This is a genomic window from Novosphingobium sp., from assembly GCF_025351285.1.
GTDB lineage: Bacteria > Pseudomonadota > Alphaproteobacteria > Sphingomonadales > Sphingomonadaceae > Novosphingobium.
On sequence record NZ_JANXWG010000078.1, the window covers coordinates 15386 to 38647 of the forward strand.

A 23262-nucleotide genomic window follows, 5' to 3' on the forward strand; every position below is an offset into this window, starting at 1 on the left:
TAGCTACGGGGGTTGCGGCGGTACCGGCTTCCCGGTGGGGATCGCGCGCGCCGTTAGCAAGCGCAGCATGGGCTTGGCAAGGAAACTTGCGAGACAGGGGCTGGCGCGTCATGGAGGCCGCATGGCAACCCCGCTCCCCGCAAGCTGGCAAACGGCGCTCGAGCCGGTGCTTCAAACCCCCGCGTTGCGCGCGCTCGGCGGGTTTCTCAAGGCCGAGGAAGCCGCGGGCAGGATTATCTATCCGCCACGCGGGCTGCGGCTGACCGCGCTCGAATTGACGCCGCGCGATGCGGTGAAAGTCGTGATCCTGGGGCAGGACCCTTACCATGGCCCGGGGCAGGCGCATGGGCTGGCGTTCTCGGTGCGCGACGGCGTGCGCGTGCCGCCGTCGCTGGTGAACATCTACAAGGAGCTGGAGACCGATCTCGGCATCCCGCGCGCTGCGCACGGCAACCTGGAAGGATGGGCGAGGGCGGGCGTGCTGCTGCTCAACAATGCGCTCACCGTCGAAGCCGGGCGGGCGGGATCGCACCAGAACCGCGGGTGGGAGGACTTCACCGACGCGGTCATTGCCGAGGTAGCGAACGGGCCGGCGCCGACCGTGTTCGTGTTGTGGGGCAGCCATGCGCAGAAGAAGGCCGCGCGCATTGCCGCACTGGCCGATCCCCGCCACCTGGTGCTGCGCAGCGTCCACCCCAGCCCGCTTTCGGCTTACGCCGGTTTCTTCGGCAGCCGGCCGTTCAGCCAGGCCAACATGTTCCTTGAAGCGAACGGACGCGGCGCGATCGACTGGCGGGTTTGACGGGGCAACGCTTCCCGTTAGCGCAGTGGCGCAACAATCTGTCGCACTGACGCACCATGTAAGGTTGAATTCAGGCAGCGCGGTCTTGATGGCGACGCGCCGGTTGATGTTATAAAATATCATATCGCTTGATGTGATATTATATCATTGCTAGACGGCCGCTACGTCGCCTCTGCCAAGCGGGAAAATCCTGAAGCCATGACCTTTTCGAACTCGACCACGGGCCGCGCCATCCATCCTGCCTGGGCCACTTGCCTTGCACTGACCGCCAGTCTGTGGGCGGTGTCGGCACAGGCACAGGCGCAGGCTCCGGATGCGGCCACGCCGGATGCAGCCACGCCCGATGCATCCAGCGATCCCGGTGCGTCCCCCGCAATCGTCGTCACCGCGCGCCGGCTCAATGCTGCGCGCGATTCGATCCAGCCCAGCCTTGGCGCAGACAGCTACACGCTCGATGCCAAGGCGATCACCGCGCTGCCCGGCGGCAACAACCAGGGCTTCAACCAGATCGTGCTGCAACTGCCCGGGGTGGTTCAGGATGGCGGGGGCCAGCTTCACGTGCGCGGCGATCATGCCAACCTGCAATACCGCATCAACGGCACGATCCTGCCCGAGGGGTTGTCGGGCTTCGGACAGACGCTTTCACCCCGGCTGATCGACAAGTTCTCGCTGCTGACCGGCGCGCTGCCCGCTCAATATGGGCTGCGCACCGCCGGGATCATCGACATTACCACCAAGTCGGGCCTGGCCAATGGCGGTTCCGCCTCGATCTATGGCGGCAGCCTGGGCACGATCGAGCCTGCCATCGAATACGGCGGCACTTCCGGCGCGACCAGCTATTTCGTTTCGGGAGACTACCGTCACGATAACCTCGGCATCGAAAGCGTGGACGGTACGCGCACCCCGCTCCACGATGCCACGGACCAGTTCCAGGGCTTCGCGTTCGTCGATCACATCCTCGACGAATCGAACCGCGTGAGCGTGCTCGGCGGCTATTCCAGCCAATGGTTCCAGATCCCCAATCCGCGCGGGCTTTCGGCCGCAGCCATCGGCCCGGGCTACACCGTGGGCGGCGCCAGCGACTTCCAATCGGATGCGCTCAACCAGACCCAGCTTGAACGCACGGGCTTCGGACAGGTCGCACTGCTCCACGCGGCCGGTCCGCTGACGCTGCAAGCCGCCGGTTTCGTGCGCTATTCCTCACTGCGCTACCGCCCCGACGTGCTGGGCGAACTGCTGTTCAACGGGCAGGCGCAAGCTGCATCCAAAAGCGATCTCGCGCTCGGGCTCCAGCTCGATGCCTCGTACAAGGCGGGCGATGCCCACACGCTGCGCGGTGGGTTCTTCCTCCAGCACGATCGCGCGCTCAGCCGCACCAGCACCTCGGTGTTCCCGCTCGACGGCAATGGCGCCCAAGCCGGCGAGCCGATCCAAATCATCGACAACGGCAGCCAGAACGGCACCACCGTCAGCGCCTATCTGCAGGACGAATGGAAGCTCGCCCCCACGCTCACGCTCAACACCGGGCTGCGCTACGATCACTACAGCGCGTTCCGCAGCGAAGGCCAGTTGAGCCCGCGCGCCAGCCTGGTGTGGCAGCCATCCGGCAGCACCACAGTCCACATCGGCTATGCGCGGTACTTTTCGCCGCCGCCGTTCGAACTGGTCGCCAACCAGACGCTGGCGAAGTTCGTCGGCACCAGCGCCGAAGCGGCGGGAACGCTCGACACCACCCCGCTTGCCGAACGCCAGCACTACTTCGATCTTGGTTTCCAGCAGAAGATCGGCCGCGCGCTCACCATCGGGATCGACGGCTATTACCGCATTTCGCGCAACCTGATCGATGAAGGCCAGTTCGGCGCGCCGATCATCCTTACGCCGTTCAATTACGCCGATGGCCGGATCAAGGGCGTGAACCTTTATGCCACCTACCAGACCGCCGACTGGCAAGTGTATGGCAACCTGGCATTTTCAAAGGCCACCGGCCGCAACATCGTATCGAGCCAGTTCTCGTTCGATCCGGCTGATCTGGCGTACATCGCCACGCATTACATCTACCTCGATCACGATCAGACCACGACCGCATCGGCCGGGTTGTTCCGCTCGTTCCGCGATGGTTCGCTGAAGGGCCTCAAGCTGGGCGCAAGCATGCTTTACGGCTCGGGCCTGCGCCGTGACGGCGCCGTACCAAACGGCGACAAGCTGCCGCCTTACGCTCAGGTCAACCTTGCGGTAAGCTACAAGCTTGAGCGCCCGGGCATCGAACTGCGCTTCGACGTGATCAACGTGGGCGATCACGTCTACCAGATCCGCGATGGCACCGGCGTGGGCGTGGGCGCGCCGCAGTTTGGGCCCCGGCGCGGGTTTTTTGTCGGGGTTTCCAAGGATTTGTAGGGGGCCAATGCGCTCCTAAAGCGGGGCTCGCGCCCCGAACAGGGCGCTGCCGACGCGCACGTGCGTTGCGCCGAGCATGATGGCGGTTTCGAAATCGTCGCTCATTCCCATGCTGAGGCCTGCTGCGACGCCGTTGTCGTCGGCCAGCTTGCCCAGCAGCGCAAAGAACGGCGCGGATTCGATGCCGGCGGGGGGGACGCACATCAGCCCGGCGAGCGGGATGCCGGCCGCGCGCGCCTGGGCGATAAACACGGGCAAGTCGGCAATGGTGCAGCCGCCTTTTTGTGGTTCATCGCCAATGTTCACCTGGACGAAGCAGGGCACTTGCCGGCCGGTCTTGTCCATCGCCCGGGCGAGCGCGGTCACGAGGCTGGGGCGGTCGAGCGAGTGGATGCAATCGAACAGCGCAACCGCGTCATCGGCCTTGTTGGATTGGAGCTGGCCGACCAGGTGCAGGCGGATGTCCGGCGCGTTTGCGATCAGTTCGGGCCACTTGGCCTGCGCTTCCTGCACACGGTTTTCACCGAACACGCGCTGGCCGGCGGCGATCAGCGGCGCGATCGTTTCGGCGGGGTGCGTTTTGGAGATCGCGATCAGGGTCACGTCTTCGGGCTTGCGCCGCGCGATCCGGGCGGCGGCGGCGATACGCGTGCGGATGGAATCGAGGTGGGTGTGAGGCGCTGGATCGATCATGGCGCGATGCTATAGCGATGCGATGCGCCAATGCCAGCCGATCTCCCCCAAGGGATGCCGCGTGTGGCTGATTTCCGACGTGCGCAACGATGCGGTGCTCGAAGCCGCGATCGCCCGGCTGCCGCGCGGCAGCGGCGTGGTGTTCCGGCATTATCACCTGCCCCTGGCGGAGCGGAAGCAGCGGTTCAACGCGGTCCGGCGGCTGTGCCGGGCGCGCGGGCATGCGCTGATTCTGGCCGGCACGCCCGCGCTGGCGAGGGCCTGGCGCGCCGATGGCAGCTATGGCACGCCATGCCTTGGGCGGACGATTGCAACAGCGCACGATCTGGCCGAGATCGGCAAAGCGAATCGGCTGGGTGCGGCGGCGGTGATGCTTTCGCCGGTCTATCCGACCCGCTCGCACCCCGGTGCCGCGACGCTGGGGCCGCTGCGGTTTCGGTTGTTGGCTGCGCGCGTGGTCGCCCCGGTGATCGCGCTTGGCGGCATGACGCGGCGCACGGCGCGGCGGCTCGGGGCGTCTCGATGGGCTGCAATCGATGGATTGACGCCACAGGAACCGCGCAAAAAGTCCCGAGATATCCGGCGATTCCAAGACGATTCTTGACCGGGAGTCGGGTCAGGGCGCATGATGCGCGTGGACTTGGGGGCCAAGTCGCGCCGGCATCGATCATGCCTGCTGTGCGCTGGCCGTAGGGAATCGAACATGGCGTCACGCGCACTCACCACCACGCGTTCGCGCGACGGGGCCAACGACTGGAAAAGCATCTTGCGTCGCAGCTTGCGCCGCAGCCTGGAACTGGTTGGCGGAATGGCGTTGATCGGCCTGATGCTGTTCCTGGCGTTGGCGCTGGCAAGCTACAGCCAGACCGATCCTTCGGGCAGCACCGCCGCGGCAGCGACTTCGCACAATTGGATGGGTGTTTCGGGCGCGATGGCAGCCGAGCGCTTGCTGTTCGTGTTCGGCGTGGCCAGTGCGCTGCTGCTCCCGCTGCTTTACGTGTTTGCGCGCGCCTTGTGGGACGCGCAGAGCGACTTGCGGCCCGGTGAGGACGAGGTGGCAGTTGCTCCGCTGGGGGGCCACTGGTTCCGTCGCACGCTGTGGCTCCTGTTCGCGCTGGTGCTGCTCGACGCGGTGCTGGCACTGGTGTTCACCGGCCCGGGCGGAACGTTGCCCGCAGGCATGGGTGGGGTTACCGGACTGCTTGTAGCGGTCGGCGTGCGCAAGCTGGCGGCACTGTTGCCGGGCGCAGTCGGTGGCTGGGCAACATTGGCAGTGGCGCTGGTTTTTCTCGGCGCTGGTTTGTGGCTGGTGGCGCGGGTGTTCGCGCTCGATTGGCGGCGGCTGCTGGCTTGGCCGTCGTTCCTGCGGCGCGCTCCGGCCATGGCACTGGCGCGCAGCACGGCATCGGTGGTGAGCGATGTGGCCAACGGCAAGCCGATCCGCACGCCCCGCGCGGCGCGCACTGCTGAACCCGAACCGGCCCCGGGTGAGGCGCGGCGGGTTACCGAGATCAGCGATTCGTCCGCACGCCCGCCCGCGCCCGCGCAGCTTTCGGCGCGCAGCCGGCAGGGCGATCTGTTCGACGAATACGAACTGCCCGGCCTCGACATCCTGGAGGAACCGCCGGTCAACACCAAGCCCCCGGTCGACAAGCTGGCGTTGGAACGCAATGCGCGGCTGCTCGAAACCGTGCTCGACGATTTCAACGTCAAGGGCCAGATTACCGCAGTGCGCACCGGCCCGGTGGTGACGATGTACGAACTCGAACCCGCGCCCGGCATCAAGGCCAGCCGCGTGATCGGGCTGGCCGACGATATCGCCCGCAACATGAGCGCGATTTCCGCACGCGTCTCCTCGATCCCGGGCCGCACCGTGATGGGCATCGAACTGCCCAATGCCGATCGGCAGATGGTGGCGTTCCGCGAACTGGTGGCCTGCGCCACTTTCGCCGAATCGAAGGCCTTGCTGCCGATCATCCTGGGTAAGGACATCGCCGGCGAACCGATCATCGCCGATCTCGCCGCGATGCCGCACTTGCTGGTGGCGGGCACCACCGGATCGGGCAAGTCGGTGGGCCTGAACTGCATCCTGCTGTCGCTGCTCTACCGGCTGACCCCGCGCGAATGCCGGTTGATCCTGGTCGATCCCAAGGTGCTGGAACTGAAAAGCTACGACGATATCCCGCACCTGCTGTCACCCGTGGTGACCGAGCCGGCCAAGGCGGTGCGCGCGCTCAAGTGGGCGGTCGAGGAGATGGAGCGGCGCTATCGCATGATGTCGTCGATCGGCGTGCGCAACATCTCGGGCTTTAACGACAAGGTCCGCACCGCGCTGACAAAGGGCAAGCCATTGGGCCGCCGCGTACAGGTCGGCTTTGACCGTGAGACCGGCGAGGAGCGCTTTGAAGAACACCAGCTCGATTACCAGGTCTTGCCGCAGATCGTGGTGATCGTCGATGAGCTTGCCGATCTCATGGTCACGTGCGGCAAGGAAATCGAAGTGCTGATCCAGCGGCTCAGCCAGAAGAGCCGCGCCGCGGGCATCCACCTGATCATGGCGACGCAGCGCCCCTCGGTCGATGTCATCACCGGCGTGATCAAGGCCAACCTGCCCACCCGGATCAGCTTCGCGGTCACCAGCCGCATCGATAGCCGCACGATCCTGGGCGAACAGGGCGCCGAGCAACTGCTGGGCAAGGGCGACATGCTCTACAAGCCCAACACCGACCCGATCCGCCGCGTCCACGGCCCGTTCGTCTCGGACGAAGAGGTCGAACGCGTGGCCGATCACTGGCGCGCGCAGGGCAAGCCAGATTACGTTACATCGGTCACCGAGGAGCCCGAGGATGGCTCGTTCGGGTTCGATGATCTGGAAATGACCGCGTCGGACGCGCCCGAGGAGCGCAAGTACCGCCAGGCCTGCCAGTACGTGTGGGAAAGCCAGAAGGCCTCGACCAGTTGGGTTCAGCGGCAGATGGGGGTGGGTTACAACACCGCGGCCAAGTGGATCGACCGGATGGAGAGCGATGGCTTCATCGGCCCCGCCAACCACGTCGGCCGCCGCGAGATCTATCGCGACAAGGATGGCCAGCCCCTGTGATGCGCTTTGCGTGGGCGGTGCTGGCGGCGGCATTGCTCGCGGCATCGCCCGCGTCTGCCACGGTGTTCAAGCTGGTCCAGGCCGATCTGGTCAACGGCATCGCAAAGGGCAAGATGCCGCCCGCAGTGACATTGGCCGAAGAAGGCGCGACCGTCACGCTCGAACCCACCACCTATAGGGGGGGAGAGGGCGAAGATGCCGATGTCTATCCGGCCTACCGCATAACGGTGACATTGCCCGGCCACGCGCCGTTCGTGGTCCCCGCCGACGAAGCCCGGCTCGATGTCCAGGGCGTTCATGTCGGCGTGGGTCGGCTGGCGAAATCCGATCCGGCGCCCGTGGTGATCCTCGAAGGCTTTTCGGGCGGGATGCATTGTTGCGGCACGTTCCAGATGATCGCGGCGGTCGGAGATGCCGTGAAGGTTCTGTCGCTCGACGGGATCGACGGAGGGCCGGGCGATTATTTCGCGCGCGACCTGGATGGTGACGGCGTGCGCGACATCGAGCGGCAGGACGACGCGTTCCGCTATGCCTTCGCCTCGGGCGCAGGCAGTTGGAGCCCGCCCGTCATTTACAACTTGCGCAACGGCGCGCTGGTCGATGTGTCGAACGAACCGCGCTACGCCAGAGTGTGGGAGCGATATGCGGCCCATGTACTCAAATACTGCAAGCCATCGAACCGGTTCGAACGCAACGGCGCCTGCGCCGCTTATGCCGCCGCGATGGGGCGGCTGGGGCGGGGTGCCGAAGGGATCAGGATCGCGGTGGCCTCTGCGCAACCGATCGCCGGCTTCCTGCCCACCCGCTGCCGGGTCGAGCCGGGCAAGGACGGCGGCTGCCCCGAGGGACAGGAGGTGGAGTTCAGCGGGTTCGAACCGGCGCTACGCTGGTTTCTCGATTCAACCGGCTATGTAAGCGACTCCGCGGTCCGCGGCCTCCCATCGCCAGCGACAAAATGACCGCGCTTTCGCTGGCGTGGGCATTGCGTCGGTGGATTTTCGCACTGCTCGGTGTGCGCACGCGCGGGGTGAAGCTGCTGGTCGAGAACGCGGCTGGCGAAGTGCTGCTGGTGCGCAACGCTTACGGCAAACACTGGCAATGGGTGTTGCCCGGCGGTGGGGTGGGTCGGCGCGAGAGCACGGTCGATGCGGCGGTTCGGGAACTGCGCGAGGAAACGGGCTGTCACGCAGGGGGGCTCAGGTTGTTTGCCACTTACGTCTCGGGCCTCGAAGGCCGCCGCGACACGATCGATTTGTTCCGCGCGACCACCGTCGATGCGCCGCAAGCCGATCGGCGCGAGATTGCCGAGGCGGGGTTTTTCGCGCTGGACCGGCTGCCCGATCAAACATCGCCCGCCACTTTGCGCCGTCTGGCCGAGGTTTTCGGAGCGGCCGGGATCAGCCCGCACTGGTAAGCCGAGGCAGAACGGGAAACCACGACGGGAAACGGCGAGTACCCGCAGGGACTCGCCGTTTCGAAGCAGACTGCCGTCCGGTCCGCAAACCGGACCAGCGATCAGTTGACCTTGACGAACTCTACGCGGCGGTTCGCGGCCGAAGCTGGGTTCGATGTATCGAGCAGCTTGTCCGAACCGTAGCCGTGCGCAGCCAGTTGGCCGCGGTTGGCGCCGTTGCTGACGAGGAAATCGACCACGGCCTGCGCGCGCTTTTGCGAGAGGGCGCGATTGGTGGCCGGGTTGCCCGATGCATCGGTGTAGCCGTTGACGTCGAAGCGCTTGCCCGAAAGCTGCGGTGCCTTGATTGCAGTCAGGAACTGCAGCGCCTGGCGCTTGCCATCACCGGTCAGTTCGGCCGAGCCCGTGATGAATGTGATGGCAGCGTTGGAACGACCTGCGGTGGCCAGCTTGGCCGTCATCTTGCCAGCATCGGCGGACTTGGTGACGGGGCGTTCGATCAAGCGTTCGCGGCTGCCGGTAGCAGGCGCCGCAGTGGCAACGCGGCGCGCGATGCTGAAGCCGCGGTTTTCAGGACGAGGCTGTTCGGTGCCGGCAGTGTCGGCCTGGCCGCAGTCACCCGACAGTTCGCAGACGATCTGATCGCTCGACTTTTCAAGCGCAGCAGGGGCTGCCTGTGCAAAGGCAGGCAGTGGGAGCAGCGCAACAGTCGCCGCCAGAAGATACCGGGTCATCATTGACTTAACTCCAATCGCAGGGATCTTATCGGGAAAGTTCTTCGGCATCGACCTTCGCCTTATGATGCCGATATAATTCGTTCATCATTTGGTAGCAATGATTCTCGTCACACTCGCAACGCCCTTGATTCGTTTCCAAGCGATTGTTCCGCAATGGGAAGCTGCTCGATCCAAGTGTTAACGTTGCCGTTCGACTGATTGCTCACGACCTGGTTCGCGTTGGTGTGTTCCGCGCAGCAAGGTTTGAAGTTGAATTCCGACTGGGAACCCAAGTGATTTGAATACTTTATAGCAATGCGCTGTTGTTGCGGCGGTGCGTGGGCGAATGGCCGAATCCTGCCAAAGATCGCCGTCCTTAGCCATTCGTGCCGCAGTGCTGACCTATTTGTTGTCGATCACGCGATACCAGATCATGTCGGACTTCCAGTTGCCGTTGCGCGCGGCGCCAAGGAAGCGGCCCGACCAGGCATCGTTGTGGACATCGTTGCCACCGTCGAGCTGCGCTTCGTCGAACGGTTCCTTGCCCCACAGCATGACCACGCCCTTCCAGCCGGCGTCGGTGGTGTTGAGCGTGAACTGGTAGACCCCGGGCGAGGTCATTTCGCCAGCGCTGGTGATGTCGGCTTTCGAGCGCGCGATCAGCGTCATCTTGCCGTCCTGCTCGATCCCGGCCAGCGCGATCTCGCCGTCGATATCGTTCGTGTTTACGGTGATGACGACGGGCGAGCCGCGCTTGCCGGCTTCCTTGTCGGCGCCCTGGCCCAGTACGCCCATCACGTATTCGCGTTGCGACACGTCGATGCGGTGCTGCTTGGGATCGCGAATCTGGCGGAAGGCATCGATCGCGGTGCAGTAATTGGGCCCGATCGCGAACACATCGTTGAAGTCGAGCGTGCCGGCCTTCAGCCCCTGGTTATCGAGCAGCCGGCCGATCGATGCCTTGACCTCGTCGGGCGCGCCGGCAACCCCGCGCAGGAACACATCGACTTTGCCCCCGTTGCTTTTGGCGTCGAGCACGTCGAGCCAACTGCAGCGCGCACCACCCAGACCCGCAGTCAGCACCGACTTGGCGACATTGGCCGAATCGCCCGATGGCCGCGTCAGGAAATACACACCACCTGCCAGCACCAGCGCCGCGGCCACGCCGCCGCCGATCATCGTATTGCGACGGCTGGAACCGCCGGCCGCGGCCTGGGCCTTGGCTTGGGCCTGCCGCGCACCACCGGCGGCCGCGCCGGCCGCGCCCTGGACCAGCGCGATCACGTCTTCCATCGAGCGCACGCGCTCCGACGGGTTGGCCTTGGTCATCTTTTCGACGATCGGGCGCAGGCGCGCAGGGATCGGCGAAAGGTCGGGCCCGGCGCGGCGCTTGTCGACCGCTTCGACCAGGTTCGTGCCCATTTCGACGTCGCGCCGGCGCGCGACTGCCAGGATCACGAGCCCAAGGCTGTAAACGTCGGTCCATGGCCCGACGTTGCGGTTGTAGTCGCCGAGCTGTTCGGGCGCGACGTAGTTGAGCTTGCCCGCAAACCCGGTGCCGATGATCGTGCCAGTGGAAGCGTCGAGATCCTTGGCGATGCCGAAGTCGATGATCTTGGCGCGATCGAGCCGACCGTCTTCGAGCATCACGTTGTCGGGCGAAATATCGCGGTGGATGGCGCCAAGCGAGTGCGCGGCGGCAAGGCCTTCGGCAAGCCGGACCAGCAGCCCGCGCATATCGGCTTCGGACGCTTCGATCGTGCCGAGCACGTCGGACAAGTTGCGGCCATCGACGTATTGCGTAACGATGTAGAACGATTGCAGTTCGGGTTCCTGCGCCAGTACGCGGTATTGCACCAGCGCCGGGTGGCTCAGCCGGGTCAGCGTGCGGGCTTCCTTGCGGAACATCGCCTGGATCTGCGGATCGGCGGCGAGATGCGGCAGGATCACCTTGATCGCCACACGCTCTTCCGAGTTGACGTTGACGCCTTCGTAGACCTCACCCATCCCGCCGCGCCCGATCAGGCGTTTCACTTCGAAGATGTGGTTGAGCACGTCGCCCGGTTGCAGCGAACGCAATTCGCGAGCCGGTTGGCTCGTCCGCATCACGGTCTTGTCCGCATCCGGCGCTGCAGGCGTGATCACGGTGCGATCGGAATCGGGGCCATTGGATGCGGGGCCACTGGAATCAGGAGCGCCTGAATCCTGCGGGGTCGGATCACCCTTACCCTGTTCTTCGGCGCCCGAACCAGATGGGGGCGTGCCGTCGGTACCACTCATTACTGACCTCCCTCGATCGCAGGCCTGCGGGATTGCCCCGGCGCGACCAGCGTCACGGTTACATTATCGGGTGCGCCACGATCGAGGCTGGCGGCGATTAGATCGTCGCAGGCTTCGAGCCCTTTTGCACTCAGAATCGCGGCGATGTCCTGCTCGGGGACGACGCTTGAAAGCCCATCGCTACACAACAGTATCACATCCCCCGGCTGGAATGTGCCGCGGATACCGTCGAGCTCGACCGTGGCGTTAACGCCAACCGCGCGCGAAAGCACGTGCTTCATCGGGTGTTTTGCAGCTTCTTCGATGGTCATCAAGCCGCGCTGGACCATGTCCTCGACTTGGGTGTGATCACGGGTCAGCACCAGAAGGCTTTGGCCGCGCAACAGATAGGCGCGGCTGTCACCCGCCCACAGTACCGCGAACCGATCCTGCTCGGCCACCAGGATGACGACAGTTGATCCCATCTGCTTGGTGGCGACGCCGCGCGCGTTGATCGTGGCGTTGGCACGGGCAATGGCATCGGCGACGGCATCGCACATGTCATCGAGCGATACGTCCGCTTCCCCGGTTACCCCCATCGCGCCGACTTCCTCGACGATCGTTTGCGAAGCGAAACGGCCATTGGCGTGGCCGCCCATACCGTCGGCGACCACCCACACGCCCTTGCCAGGGCGGCTGCAGAATGCGTCTTCGTTTTCCTTGCGGACTTTGCCGACATGGGTGCGGCTGTCGTGTCCCAGGCCCGAGCTCATGCCTCTGTCGCCGAGCGCGGGGCGGGCGCGGCCCGAAGGCTTGCAATCGGGCGGTCGCGAAACATGCGTGAATTGATTGACATGCGCATCCCCCGCACGCGAACCCAGCTCTTAAAGCACAGCTTCATGACTTCTCAAAGCCGGGTTATAGGTTCACAACACTGGCCTGCATGTGCGCGATCGCACGGCAGATTGCGCAAAGGCGGGCCGGTGTTGTGAAAGGTGGATGGGGGCGGTAGATGACAATTCGATCGAACTTGAAGCCTGGCCCGGGAGCTGGCCCGGAAGCTGGCCTCGAACCCAGATCGATGCACCCGAAGTCGCTGCGCCATTTGCCATGAAACCGCCGTGTGACGAATTTCCGTTGGCCACAGTGGCGGCGCTCAGGCTGTGGCTGGTGTCTGGACTGATACTCGTTGTGGCAGCGGGTGGTGCCTGGGCGATGCGCCGGCCGAATGTCACGGTTGATTCGCGTGCCGTTTCAGATTTGGCTACGGCGGTGGCAGCAGACCACGCGCACGCCCCAGCACTCTGAAGGTCACGGCACAGCACCGTTCGCATAAGGCGCATCAAATCAGCCGATGGCTCGGCAAGGGGCCACGCATCACAACAGGGACCGGATGTCGAACCGGCGGTGCCAGCAAGGGCAGGATCATCGCGACCAACGCCGCGGTCAAGCCGAGGCTGGCGTTGAGACCTTCGGGTCCACCTCCCCAAAGCGGCGAGCCGACCAGGTCAAGATCGTGGAGCGCGCCGAGCGGACCCACCCATTCATTCCCGTTGGGGCCGCCATTCGGTACCAGCCCGAGCCCGCAATCCTCGATCACGTTGTAAGCAAAATGCGCGGCCAGGGGTGCCAGAATTCCCCCGCTGCGCAGTGCAAGCAAGCCGAACCACAACCCGCCAAGCACGAGATTGACAACCGAGATCCACGAAGGAATGGCCGAAATCGCGTGGAACCCGGCAAAGACCACAGCGGATGCCAGCACACCACCCGGGACACCGATTCGCATGGTCAGCGCAGGCTGCAGCCACCCGCGGAACAGCACTTCTTCTGCGCCAGACTGTAACAGTGTCAGCGCAACGCCGAGCGCGATCAGTCCCGGAACAGAGGCCGCCGGCTGGAGCGCGGGGCGCAAGCCCCCGCTCAGCCACGCGAAACCGGTGGTCGAAAGGATGGCAATGGCCCCACATGCCAGGCCAGCCAATGTCCAAAGTAGCGGCCGGGCACCTGCCCGGAGTACCGGTTGGCGTGACAGCAGGCCCAGCACCACCCCGATTGCGATCAACGGACCGAACACCAGCAAATTGAACAAGCTGGTTGCCGGCCCGGGATCGGCCGCCGGGAGCCGCGCGCTCAATTTCAGGGCTGCGGGGACCCAGCTTGCACCAGCGGCGATGCCGACGACCAGCGCCAGCCACCCCCACATCGCGCCGATCGGTCGCATGGCTGCGGATCTGCCCGAACTGGCAGAAGTAGCACCACCCCCCTCGGCTTTGGCCTCGGCCTTGGCCATCCCGATCCGTCTCCCGCCCTGGCTGGCCCGACCGAAGCCGATCGGCGCCCCTGTTACCTGAATACCGTGTTGCCTGCCAACCGCGTTACCTGCCTACCTCACCGCCTGCTTGCCAGCCGGAGCGGTGCTGGGAGCATCCGACTTTTGCACCATTTGCGCCCGCGCAGCACCAGTCAGCAAAGGCTTCTGCGCATCGCCCACCAAGAAGAACGCGCCCCAGAAATAGGGATGCGAGCTGTCAGGGTTGGCGATCAGTTCGGCTTGCGCGGTCTTGAGCGCATCGCCGATCGTGCCCTGGCGCGCCGCGCCATAGAACGCCGAGATCAACTGTTCGCTCTCGCCAGCGTTCGAGATCGGCCAGTACGTGGCCAGCACCGCGCGCGCATTGGCCGTGAGCACCGCGCGAACCAGACCTTCGAGCGAAGCGTTGTTACTCCCGCCTTCGCGGCCCTGTCCGGCTGCAAGATTGGATGCTTCGCCGATCTTGCTGGCTGTTTCGCAAGCCGAGAGCACCACCAGGTTGGCATCGAGCTTGAGCCTGGATATATCGTCGAACGACAGCAACGCCACCGATCCCTTGCCACCGAGCGAGGTGACCAGCCCTGGCGGCGAACGACCGTCGCAACCGTAGACACCCTCGTTCACCCCGTGCGTGGCGAAATGCAGCACCTGGAATTTGTAGAGATCGGTACGCGCCTTGATCGCAGTGTCGGTGAAATCGAGCCTGGTCAGCTTGGGCGCATCCTTGACGCCGAGCGCATCGGTGGCCTCATCAAGCTCTCGCGCGGGGATCGGGTTGGTTGAACGAAGACTGGCGGCGATCGCCTCGATATCGACGCTGCAACCATTGCCGATCGACACGAACTTGTCGCCAATCACCACATCGGTCGGCACCGGCGCGTGCTCGGCAAATCCGATGAACGGATAAGGCGCTGCCGATTCGACCGAATGCCGCGAGACGATGAGCGAACGCGGTGACAGTGCGTTCGAAATCGAAAGCCTGCGCGCGAGGAAGTCGACCTTGCTGTAACGCTCACCCGGCGCGGTCTTGAGCGACTGGATATAGCGCGTGACGCTGTCCTTGTTGGTGACGAGCACACCGATCGGCAGTTCTTCGAGCGGGCCCGAGCCATCGACGATCAGCGCATTCGCCGCCAGCATGCGATCCCCGACCGGCCCCGTGATCAACTGAAAAAGAGCAGACGCCGGCCCAACTCCGAATGCCGGCAGGTTCGCGCTTGTACCGTCGCCATCGATTGTCGAGCGAAGCTTTGCCGACAACGACTTGAGCGTGGCCAGCGGCTGCGCGACGCGGAAGATCTGCGCGCCATTGGTGTCGATCAGGATGCCGAAGGCGAAACGGCGCACGCCCGAAAGCTTGTAATACGCCTCGCCCGGCCGGAGCACCTTCTGTACATCTTCGATGGTTGCGGGCGTATCATCGACCGCATTGTACGCATTGTTCGCTTGCAATTCGTTGCGAACCGCAAGCAGCTTGTTCTCCAGTTCCGACCGTTGTGCTTCGAACGATTTGGCCGATGCGGAATCGGAACCCGTGTTGATCTGGTTGGACAAGCGGTTGATCTCGCGCTCGTAATCCAGCTTGTCCTTGATCTTCGCGGCCATCTTGGGGTCGGCGGTAACGGACGAGCGCAATTGCGCAAAGCTGCGCGCGATCGCCGGATCGCCCACGGCCTGCAGCGCGCGGAAGAACCGGGCAGGCGATGAGCCTGTCGGGTTGGTACGGGCATCCGCAACCAGCAGGTCGAGATAATCCTCGATCGCCGGCGGCAGCTCGATCGCCGAAGCATCGGCGGCAATCAGCGTGTCTACTGCGGCGTTGAACTGTATCAGCACCGCCGCGCGTGGCGCACCCGCGCGGGCTGCGGCATCGGCGCGTTCGATCTGCGCCTGCGCCAGCGTCGGCCCCACCGTGCCGCTGCTTTCGGCCTGCTTGAGGATGGCGATGGCCTTGTCTAGCGCGGCAATGGCCTCGTCGCGCTTGCCCTCGCGCAGCAGCAGTTTGTAGCGCTGCCGCTCGATCCGCGAATCGATGTAGACGAACGCGCTCGGGTCGATCCGCTGCGCGCGCAATGCGGCAAGCGATTGGTCTGCGGCCTGCAGCGCGGCGCGCGCCTCCTCGGGCTTGTTTTCGCCCAACAATGCGACGCTGCGTGCCCAGGACGCCTGCGTATCGATCAACAATTGATCGAGCGCTGCGATATCGGGGCTGTTGACGACGGAATCGGTCGCGTTGCCGGCACCCGCCGCGCTTTGGTTGAGCGCGCGCAGCGTGGCTGGATCCATCAGAGGGTCGGCAGACGTGGGATCGCTTGCCGCGGCCAGCGATGCTGTCGAGACCTGGCTGAATTGCCGTTGGTTAAGCTGGTCGAGCGCTACGTAAGCGCGCAGCTTGCGCGTCAGTGATCCGGCTGCCGGCAATCCGGTATTGCCTATCAGCAGAGCTTTTGCCTGCTCGAAATCCGACTTCGCCGAAGCAAAATAACGCAAGTTCGAATCCGCCAGGCCAACCGCCATCAGCAGTTCGATCCGCGTTTCGACGGGCGTGTCGGTCGATAGGCGGCTTAGCGCATTGTTCAGCACGCGCGAGGATTCGGTGTAGAGCCCGGTACGGATGAAGCGCAGGCCCTGATCGAGCGCAACGCGCGCGTCGGCTGCCGAAGCCATGGCCGAAGCCGCGCCCGCTGGAGCATCCGCCAGTCCCTTGATCTGAACGACCGGTTCGACCTTGCGTCCGCGGTCGGCATTGGGCTTGGATACGCGCGCGATTATGCGCATCAGTTCTTCGCCCGGTCCTTGCGCCGCCGGAACGATGCTGACCGCAAACAGCCGACCGCGCGCTTGAACGCGTGTTTCGACGGTTTTGGTTCCAAGTTGCTTGTCGTAGCATTGCCGGCTGCGCGCCAGACCGAAGCCCGGAAGCGCGGTTTCGCTTGCCGCGCTGCAATCGAGCACGGCATCTAGCTTGGCAGCGTCCGAAAGCTGGATCGCGCGCGCGATCCCCAGGAACCGGCTTTCGGCGGCGCCACGGCAGGTGACCGAATAGCGCACGGCAAAATCGTCCGGCACCGTCGAATCGCGATAGAAGCGCGTGGCGGTGCAGGGATCGCCGTTGCCGTCACGCCCCAATTCGAGGCTGTCGGGCAAGTCGACCGCCCGCGCTTGCGCCGGCGCCGGAGCGGCAAGCAGCGCCGCGCCCGACAGCGAGGCAAGGAGGGCATTTCGCCCCCGCAGGCGCCAGGTGCGCGGCTTGAGCGAGGATATGGTGGGGCCTACGCGCATCACTTCTTACCTTCCGGCTTTTCGATCGGCGCGCCGCTCGTTTTCGGCGGGCCGCAGCTCTTGTCACCCTCGGGGCAATCGATCGCCGCGATCGGCAAGTCGCCGAGCCCGATGCTGCCCACGTCACCGAACAGCGAATCGTTGTTGGTGCCCACGAGCGGGTTGAACGGCAGCTTGAAATCGGGATTGGGCAGCACCAACCCGGTCCGCGATTGATCGATCGCATCGAGCGAAGGTGTAGTGATCTGGGTGTTGAGGCAGCCAGCGCCCGAACCGATCAGGCAGCCATTGAACCGCGCTGTCGTCCGATCGATCGAGATCGGGGTAATCGTCGGCGCAGCCAGAGCGGCTGAGGTGTCGTTGTTGCCGTTGATCGATCCGAACATCTCGAATGGCCCGGCAACGCCGCCGCTGCCAACCAGTTGCAAGGCAATCGGGGTAGCCGTGCCGATCATCACGCCGCCGAACGATCCGCTCGGCGCTGTGTTCTGCACGAGTGCAAAGTTGCTGTAAGTCATATTGACCATGCGCGCGGCGATCAGAACTGGCGCCGTCGGCGTCTGGACATAGGCGGTGCCGCCCGGCGTAAACGTGCTGTTCGCATTGTAAAGTGAGCTGGCCGCGCTGTTGACTGCGGTCCTGGCTGACAGTGTCTGATTGCTACCCGGCTTCACGCCCAGCACATCGAGGAAGCCAGCATCCTGGCCCGCACCGATCGTAGTCGCCTGGAGATCGAGTACAACATTGGCGAGGTTGATCTTGCCGCCCGAACCATCGGCCTTTGCAGCAATCCGCAAGACCGTTGCCAATTGGCTGGCCGGCGTGGTCGTCGAACTCGATGCCACTCCGCCAAGCCGCAGCGCGGTCAGCTTCGTCGAAGCCGAACTGAGTGCGCCAGTGATGTCGATGCGCTGCAGCGCGTTGACAACCAGACTGGTAATCGTTGTGTTTGTGATCGGCAGGTCACCGATTGCGACGTTCTGTAGCCTTGGCCCCGAAACGGTCCCGGCGTTGAACACCACACTTGGTGCTGCGAGCAAGTTGACCTCGGAGCTGATTAACGCGAAGCCGCCGGGGACCGCGATATTGTCCCCCAGTTGCAGCGGATTGTCGGCCGTGCTGCGATCGTTGATGGTGATTATCGAGGCGCCGATCGTGCCGCCGAGCACGGCATCGCTCGCCGTCAGCGTGACGGCGGCCGGCGTGGTCACGGCGTTGAGCTTGGCCACACCCCTGACGTCGAGCGTCACCGCGCCGGCTGCGTTCGTCGCGCCAACCAGCGTAAGATCGCCTGTGGCTGTCGTGGCCGCAAGCGTGGTGCCCGCCGTCGTCGGGCCGCTGACCGTGATCGCGCTGCCAGCAAGCGCCATCGCCCCGCCAGATTGCGCGCTGCCGTTCACGGTCAGCGGGCCTGTGGTCATCGTGCCCGCGGTCAGCGTCAGAGTTGTGCCTGCGCTGGTCGAGCCGAGCGTGGTGGCGCCGCCAGTGGTGCTGGTGATCGAGGTGCCGGCGATAAGCGCTCCAGTCACCATCAGTGATCCCGCATCGATCTGGGTCGCGCCCAGCGACGAAGACGATCCAAGGCTGGTCGCGCCACCGGTAGTCGTCTTGATCGCGGTATCCGAGGCCAGCGCACCTGTCACGGTAAGCGCGCCGGCCTTGATGTCCGTTGCACCATGCGACAGCGCTGAACCCAGGGTGACCACCCCCAACGCCTTGATCAAGGTCGTCGTGCCTGTTGCCGGAACAGTGCCCGAAGTCAGCGCGCCCGTGACCGTCAGGTTCGTTGCGTTGACCGCGGTAAAGGTCGTACCCGCAGTTGCCGCGCCGAGCGCGACCGCGCCGCCAGCAAGCGTTGTCGCCGTGCCCGATTGCGCGAGGCCATTGACGGTCAGCGGGCTGGCAGTCAGCGTCAGCGATGTTACCGCCTTGGTCGAACCGAGCGTCGTTGCCCCGCTGGTCGTGCTGGTGATCGCTGTATCCGCATTGAGCCCGCCGGTTACCGCCAGCGAAGCCGCGCTGATTTGCGTGGCTCCACGTGAGTTCGATGAACCCAGGCTGATGGCGCCAGTCGCCGTAAGCGCCGTGGTGGTGCCGCTGGCCCCGAGCGCGCCGGATGTTGCCGCGCCCGTTACGGAAATCGACGATCCGTTTGCCGTCAGTGTAGTGCCCGCCATCACCGAACCGAGCGCGATCGTGCCACCCGTCAACGTTGCGGACGTGCCCGATGTGGCCGCGCCGCCCACGGTGATCGCATTGCCCGTCAGCGTCAGCGACGAAGAGTTTGCCGTGGCTGTACCGCCAATCGAGACGGTGTCACCGGTCAGCGCGAGCGATGTACCCGCGCTGGTCGATCCGAGCATGGTCGCGCCCGAAGTGAACCCGGTGATTGCGCTATCGGAATTGAGCGCGCCGGCCACTGCCAGCGATCCGGCGTTGATCAGCGTCGCGCCGCGCGAGAGCGAAGAGCCGAGGCTGACCGCGCCTTGCGCGGTGATCATGGTGGTCGTGCCCGTGGCGCCGGTTGCGCCAGACATGGCCGCGCCTGCCACGGTGAGCGTGCCACCCGTGGTGGTCAGCGTGCTGCCGGCCATGACCGAGCCCAGGCTGATCGTGGTGCCATTGAGCGTGGTCGATGTGCCCGAAGTGGCCGCACCCGTGACATTGATCGACTTGCCGCCAAGATCGAGTGTGGCTTTCGTCGCCGTGGTCGACCCCAACGAAATCGTGTCCGCACTGCGAACGATGATCGAAGTATCGGCGTTAAGAGCGCCGACCACGGTCAAGCTACCAGCGTTGATCTTTGTGGCACCGGCCGATTGCGTCGAACCGAGGCTGATCGCACCCGTTGAGGTCAAAGTCGTGGAGGTGTCGGTGTCGTCGGGCGCACCCGAATTGGCCGCGCCCGTCACGGTGATCGCGCTGCCGCTGGCGGTCAGCGTAGTACCGGCGGTGATCGAAGCCAGCTTGATCGTGCCGCCGGTCAGCGTGGACGTGGTCCGCGAACTGGCCGCGCCGCCCACGGTGATCGCATTGCCCGTCAGCGTCAGCGACGAAGAGTTTGCCGTGGCTGTACCGCCAATCGAGACGGTGTCACCGGTCAGCGCGAGCGACGTACCCGCGCTGGTCGATCCGAGCATGGTCGCGCCGCTGGTGAACGAGGTGATCGCGGTATCCGACGCCAGCGCCCCGGTTACGGTAAGCGATCCCGCGGTGATCTGCGTCGCCCCGTGCGACAGCGCCGAGCCGAGCGTGGTGGCGCCGGTGGTGTTGATCGTAGTGGTGTTGCCCGAGACCGGCGGACTGCCCTCAGCGGGCGCGGGCCCCGAGGCCAGCGCGCCGGTCACCGTCAGCGCCGAACCGGTGGCGGTGAACGTGCTTTTTGCAATGGCCGAACCCAGGCTGATTGCGCCACCGTTGAGCGTGGTCGTGGTGCCCGACATCGCCAATCCGCGGACCGTGATCCCATTACCGGTCAGCGACAGCGCAGTTCCTGCTGCGGTCGAACCGACATCGGTCGCTCCCTTGGTGTTGACGGTGATCGCAGTATCCGCGTCGACCGCGCCGGTCGCGGTCAGCGTGTCCGCCAGGATGAGAGTGGCGCCGCGAGATCTCGAAACCTCGCTCAGCGGGGTTCCGGGCGTTTGCGGTGCGGTGAAATTCACCGCGCCGCTTGCCTGGATCGTCGTGGTCGTGCCGCTGGCAACCGTGTTGCCCGAGCTTGCGCTGCCCGTCACCGTGACCGAGCCACCGCCCAGGTTCAGTTTGGAATCGGTCGTCACGGTTCCCAGCAGGATCGCACCGTTGCCCGCCGAGACCGTGAAGTCGGTAGCCACGTTGGTCTGGCCGCTGATCGTAAACGCATTGGCGATGGTTGTGGGCGATCCGGCAACGATCGTGGCGGAGCCACTTGTTGTGGTCAACGAGGGCGCTTCGAACGAAAATGCGCCGGTCACAAAAAGCGATCGCGCCACGCTGATCGCGCCGGTTTTGATCGCGCCGTCGGTCCGCAGTCGGGCATCGTGGTCGCTGCCCGCGACGGTGATTGCTTGCGTGGTGATCGCGCCGCTGCCTGCGTTGATGGACAACGTCGAGGGGCCGTTCATCACGTCGGGATCGGCGATCGTGCCACTGCCCACGGTGATCGGGCCGCTGGCCGTGAAGCCGGCGGCGCTGGTGGCGGCAAGGCTGGCGCCGCTGACCGTGCCGAGCGCGATTCCGCCCGCAGTGGTCGATGCGACGATCGCCGATTCGCGCAATGCGGTGCCGCCCGACACCATGCTGATGCCGGTACCGGGCATGGTGTCGAGCGCGATGCCCGTGGCGGCGCTCAAGGTCAGGGCTTCGGTTCCAACCCCGTCGCTGTTGCTGGTGAGCGTCAGCGCGCCGGCGCCCTGGCCGATCGAACCGCCGGTCGAGGTCACGCGAACGGCACCCTTGGCCGACTGGCTGGTGGCCGAAGCCCCTCCCAACATCACGTTGCCGGCGGCGCTGACGGTGTAGTCTCTGCCCGCGGTTACTGCGTTGCCAAGCGTCGCGGTCGAACCGGTGCTGGTGGCGGAGATCGATCCCGTCGCACTCAATGCGCCGCTGACTGCCAGCGCGGTGCCGGATTTCAAATCGATGCTGCCGCCGGCCAATGTGTCGGGCGCGGGGAACAGGATCTGGTTGCGGTTGGTGAACGCCACAACGCGGGTGTTGGCACCCGCGCCGGTCGTTTTCGCCGTGCCGAGCGACAGTGCGCCGCTGGTGGCGGTGAGAGCCACGTCGTCGCCGGCGGTCGCGTTGTCTAGCGAGATCGATGCAGCGCTCATCGCGACATCTTCGCCGCCCACAGCGCTGGCGCCTGTCAACACACCGCGCGCACGCGCCGCGACGGTCGCATTTGCCATCAGCAAAGTCGTGAAGTTCAGGTCGCGCGCAGAATCGACCACCAGGTCGCCGCCGGTACTTTTGGCCGAACCGATCGTGATCGAGCCCTGGCCCGCGCCCGAATCGCGCAGGACGTTCGAGATCGTGATCGATCCGGCCGCCGTAACGGTGCCCAGATCGATCGCGCCGCCCCCGGCCTGGTTGGCGAGTGCATCGAGGATCACGCCGCCGGCGGCGTTGACGGTGCCGATCGCGATTGCGCCATTGCTGGCGGCCATGCCCGCGCTCACGGTGATGTTGCCGGTGCCGCTGGTGGTGACGCTGGCAAGTCGGGTGGCGCCGCCGCTGGTTATCGCAACCGAACCGGTGGCGGAAAGGGCGGCTGTCGTCGGAGTTCCGATCCCGCTTACGTCGGTGCCTGCGTTGAGCGTGATGCCCTGGCCGGTGCCGGTCGTCGTGACCGTGCCGAGCTGGATTGCGCCGAGCTTGCTGACGATATCGGTGCTGGCAGCATCAGCGGCAATCGTGGCGTTGCCGGTGTTGGTAGTCGTTCCGGTGACGGTGCTATCCGCGCGCACGGTCAGCTTGGCGGCTTTGACCGTGTTGTAGTTTACCGTGCCGTAAAGGACGCCGCCGGTGGCGGTGATCGCGGTCAGCCCGGTCGTGGCGACCGTATTGGCGCTGATCCCGGTTGCGCTGGTCAGCGTAGCGCTGCCGGCGGTGAGCGTGCCGCCCAGCCGCAATTCGTTGCCGGCAGCGCTGGCGAGGGCTGCGACTGGGTCGGTCTGCTGCTTGATCAGCGTGGCATTGCCGGTGACGGTTGCATCGCCGAGATAAAGCGTGCCCTTGGTTGCGGTTAGCGCCAGCGTGCCGGTGGCATTGGCGCTCTGCACGGTCAACGCGGCGGCCTGGACCGACACATTGGTGCCGGACAGCGTACCCAACTGCGCTCCGCCGATTGCTGTCACTTGCAGCGTGGTCGCCGCGGTCAGGTCGGGCGCGGCGTAGTTCGCGTTGAGCACAGTGCCCGTCGTGACGAGGGGCAGCGCGCCTTCGGCGCCGGTCGGGAATCCGCTGATATCGGTTGTGGCATTGACGGTGAGCGCGCCGCTGGTGGTGGTGATCGTCGAGGCGCGGATTGCGGTCGAACTGGTGAGCGTTGCGCTACCGGCTCGGAGGCCGCTGCCGGCAAGGAGGCTGCCCACGCGCAACTCGTCGGCGGAACTAGTGCCGTTCTTGGTCAGCGTTGCGCTGCCGGTCACGGTGCCCGAAACGAGCAGCAGCGGGCCGTTCCGCGCGGTGAGCGTCGCGTTGCCACCGGCGATGAGCGTGCCCACCGAGATTGCATCGGCAGTGATCGCGACATCGCTGCCCGCCTGTGCGGTATCGAGCTGCGCAATGGTCTTCGCGTTGACCGTC

General features: G+C 65.3%; 13 protein-coding genes. 6 read left to right on the plus strand and 7 right to left on the minus strand.

Going from position 1 to position 23262, the window contains the following annotated elements; genetic code table 11:
* The first annotated feature begins 121 nt into the window (after positions 1-121).
* Both ung and Q0R16_RS09320 read left to right on the plus strand, forming a co-directional pair.
* Positions 122-802: a uracil-DNA glycosylase gene (gene ung / locus Q0R16_RS09315; protein ID WP_295635436.1), complete on the plus strand. Its 681-nt coding sequence runs from the start codon at positions 122-124 to the stop codon at positions 800-802.
* Between the two features lie 198 nt (positions 803-1000).
* Positions 1001-3196 carry a TonB-dependent receptor gene (locus Q0R16_RS09320; RefSeq protein WP_295635439.1) on the plus strand — a complete coding sequence of 732 codons (2196 nt, stop codon included), beginning with the start codon at positions 1001-1003 and terminating at the stop codon, positions 3194-3196.
* A 15-nt stretch (positions 3197-3211) separates the two neighbouring features.
* Here the strand turns inward: Q0R16_RS09320 and Q0R16_RS09325 are convergent, their stop codons facing one another.
* On the minus strand, positions 3212-3889 hold the full coding sequence (locus Q0R16_RS09325; RefSeq protein WP_295635442.1) for a YggS family pyridoxal phosphate-dependent enzyme: 678 nt from the start codon (positions 3887-3889) through the stop codon (positions 3212-3214).
* 61 nt (positions 3890-3950) lie between these two features.
* Here Q0R16_RS09325 and Q0R16_RS09330 point away from each other — a divergent pair, with 61 nt between their 5' ends.
* From Q0R16_RS09330 to Q0R16_RS09345, 4 genes are all read left to right on the plus strand, one after another.
* A complete protein-coding gene (locus tag Q0R16_RS09330) occupies positions 3951-4493 on the plus strand; it encodes a thiamine phosphate synthase (protein ID WP_366857426.1) in 543 nt (180 codons plus the stop codon).
* A 99-nt stretch (positions 4494-4592) separates the two neighbouring features.
* Positions 4593-6989 carry a DNA translocase FtsK 4TM domain-containing protein gene (locus tag Q0R16_RS09335; protein WP_295635445.1) on the plus strand — a complete coding sequence of 799 codons (2397 nt, stop codon included), beginning with the start codon at positions 4593-4595 and terminating at the stop codon, positions 6987-6989.
* Entirely contained in the window at positions 6989-7948 is a 960-nt protein-coding gene (locus Q0R16_RS09340; protein WP_295635447.1) for a hypothetical protein, read from the plus strand. Before Q0R16_RS09335 ends, Q0R16_RS09340 begins: the two co-directional genes overlap by 1 nt.
* Positions 7945-8403 (plus strand): NUDIX domain-containing protein, encoded by a 459-nt coding sequence (locus Q0R16_RS09345; protein ID WP_295635450.1) that lies wholly within the window; start codon positions 7945-7947, stop codon positions 8401-8403. The genes Q0R16_RS09340 and Q0R16_RS09345 overlap by 4 nt, the downstream gene beginning before the upstream one ends.
* Positions 8404-8504: 101 nt before the next feature.
* On the opposite strand, the gene Q0R16_RS09350 is transcribed toward Q0R16_RS09345, so the two are convergent.
* The 6 genes from Q0R16_RS09350 to Q0R16_RS09375 all read right to left on the minus strand — a co-directional run bounded on the left by Q0R16_RS09350 (position 8505) and on the right by Q0R16_RS09375 (position 23180).
* A complete protein-coding gene (locus Q0R16_RS09350; protein ID WP_295635453.1) occupies positions 8505-9137 on the minus strand; it encodes an OmpA family protein in 633 nt (210 codons plus the stop codon).
* A gap of 384 nt (positions 9138-9521) precedes the next feature.
* On the minus strand, positions 9522-11399 hold the full coding sequence (locus tag Q0R16_RS09355; RefSeq protein WP_295635456.1) for a serine/threonine-protein kinase: 1878 nt from the start codon (positions 11397-11399) through the stop codon (positions 9522-9524).
* Positions 11399-12151, minus strand: coding sequence for a protein phosphatase 2C domain-containing protein (locus Q0R16_RS09360; RefSeq protein ID WP_295635459.1), 753 nt, complete (start codon positions 12149-12151; stop codon positions 11399-11401). The genes Q0R16_RS09355 and Q0R16_RS09360 overlap by 1 nt, the downstream gene beginning before the upstream one ends.
* 569 nt (positions 12152-12720) lie before the next feature.
* The gene (locus Q0R16_RS09365; RefSeq protein WP_295635462.1) at positions 12721-13668 is read right to left on the minus strand and encodes a type II CAAX endopeptidase family protein; all 948 of its coding nucleotides are present in this window, start codon (positions 13666-13668) and stop codon (positions 12721-12723) included.
* 93 nt (positions 13669-13761) lie between these two features.
* Positions 13762-16971: a CHAT domain-containing protein gene (locus Q0R16_RS09370; RefSeq protein ID WP_295635465.1), complete on the minus strand. Its 3210-nt coding sequence runs from the start codon at positions 16969-16971 to the stop codon at positions 13762-13764.
* Positions 16971-23180 carry a hypothetical protein gene (locus tag Q0R16_RS09375; protein ID WP_295635468.1) on the minus strand — a complete coding sequence of 2070 codons (6210 nt, stop codon included), beginning with the start codon at positions 23178-23180 and terminating at the stop codon, positions 16971-16973. Before Q0R16_RS09375 ends, Q0R16_RS09370 begins: the two co-directional genes overlap by 1 nt.
* Between the last annotated feature and the right edge of the window lie 82 nt (positions 23181-23262).

Excerpts from the sequence above, each read along its gene's own strand:
- ung (WP_295635436.1), top strand. The coding sequence starts at position 122 with ATGGCAACCCCGCTCCCCGCAAGCTGGCAAACGGCGCTCGAGCCGGTG.
- Q0R16_RS09320 (WP_295635439.1), top strand. The coding sequence starts at position 1,001 with ATGACCTTTTCGAACTCGACCACGGGCCGCGCCATCCATCCTGCCTGG.
- Q0R16_RS09325 (WP_295635442.1), bottom strand. The coding sequence starts at position 3,889 with ATGATCGATCCAGCGCCTCACACCCACCTCGATTCCATCCGCACGCGT.
- Q0R16_RS09335 (WP_295635445.1), top strand. The coding sequence starts at position 4,593 with ATGGCGTCACGCGCACTCACCACCACGCGTTCGCGCGACGGGGCCAAC.
- Q0R16_RS09340 (WP_295635447.1), top strand. The coding sequence starts at position 6,989 with ATGCGCTTTGCGTGGGCGGTGCTGGCGGCGGCATTGCTCGCGGCATCG.
- Q0R16_RS09345 (WP_295635450.1), top strand. The coding sequence starts at position 7,945 with ATGACCGCGCTTTCGCTGGCGTGGGCATTGCGTCGGTGGATTTTCGCA.
- Q0R16_RS09350 (WP_295635453.1), bottom strand. The coding sequence starts at position 9,137 with ATGACCCGGTATCTTCTGGCGGCGACTGTTGCGCTGCTCCCACTGCCT.
- Q0R16_RS09355 (WP_295635456.1), bottom strand. The coding sequence starts at position 11,399 with ATGAGTGGTACCGACGGCACGCCCCCATCTGGTTCGGGCGCCGAAGAA.
- Q0R16_RS09360 (WP_295635459.1), bottom strand. The coding sequence starts at position 12,151 with ATGAGCTCGGGCCTGGGACACGACAGCCGCACCCATGTCGGCAAAGTC.
- Q0R16_RS09365 (WP_295635462.1), bottom strand. The coding sequence starts at position 13,668 with ATGGCCAAGGCCGAGGCCAAAGCCGAGGGGGGTGGTGCTACTTCTGCC.
- Q0R16_RS09370 (WP_295635465.1), bottom strand. The coding sequence starts at position 16,971 with ATGCGCGTAGGCCCCACCATATCCTCGCTCAAGCCGCGCACCTGGCGC.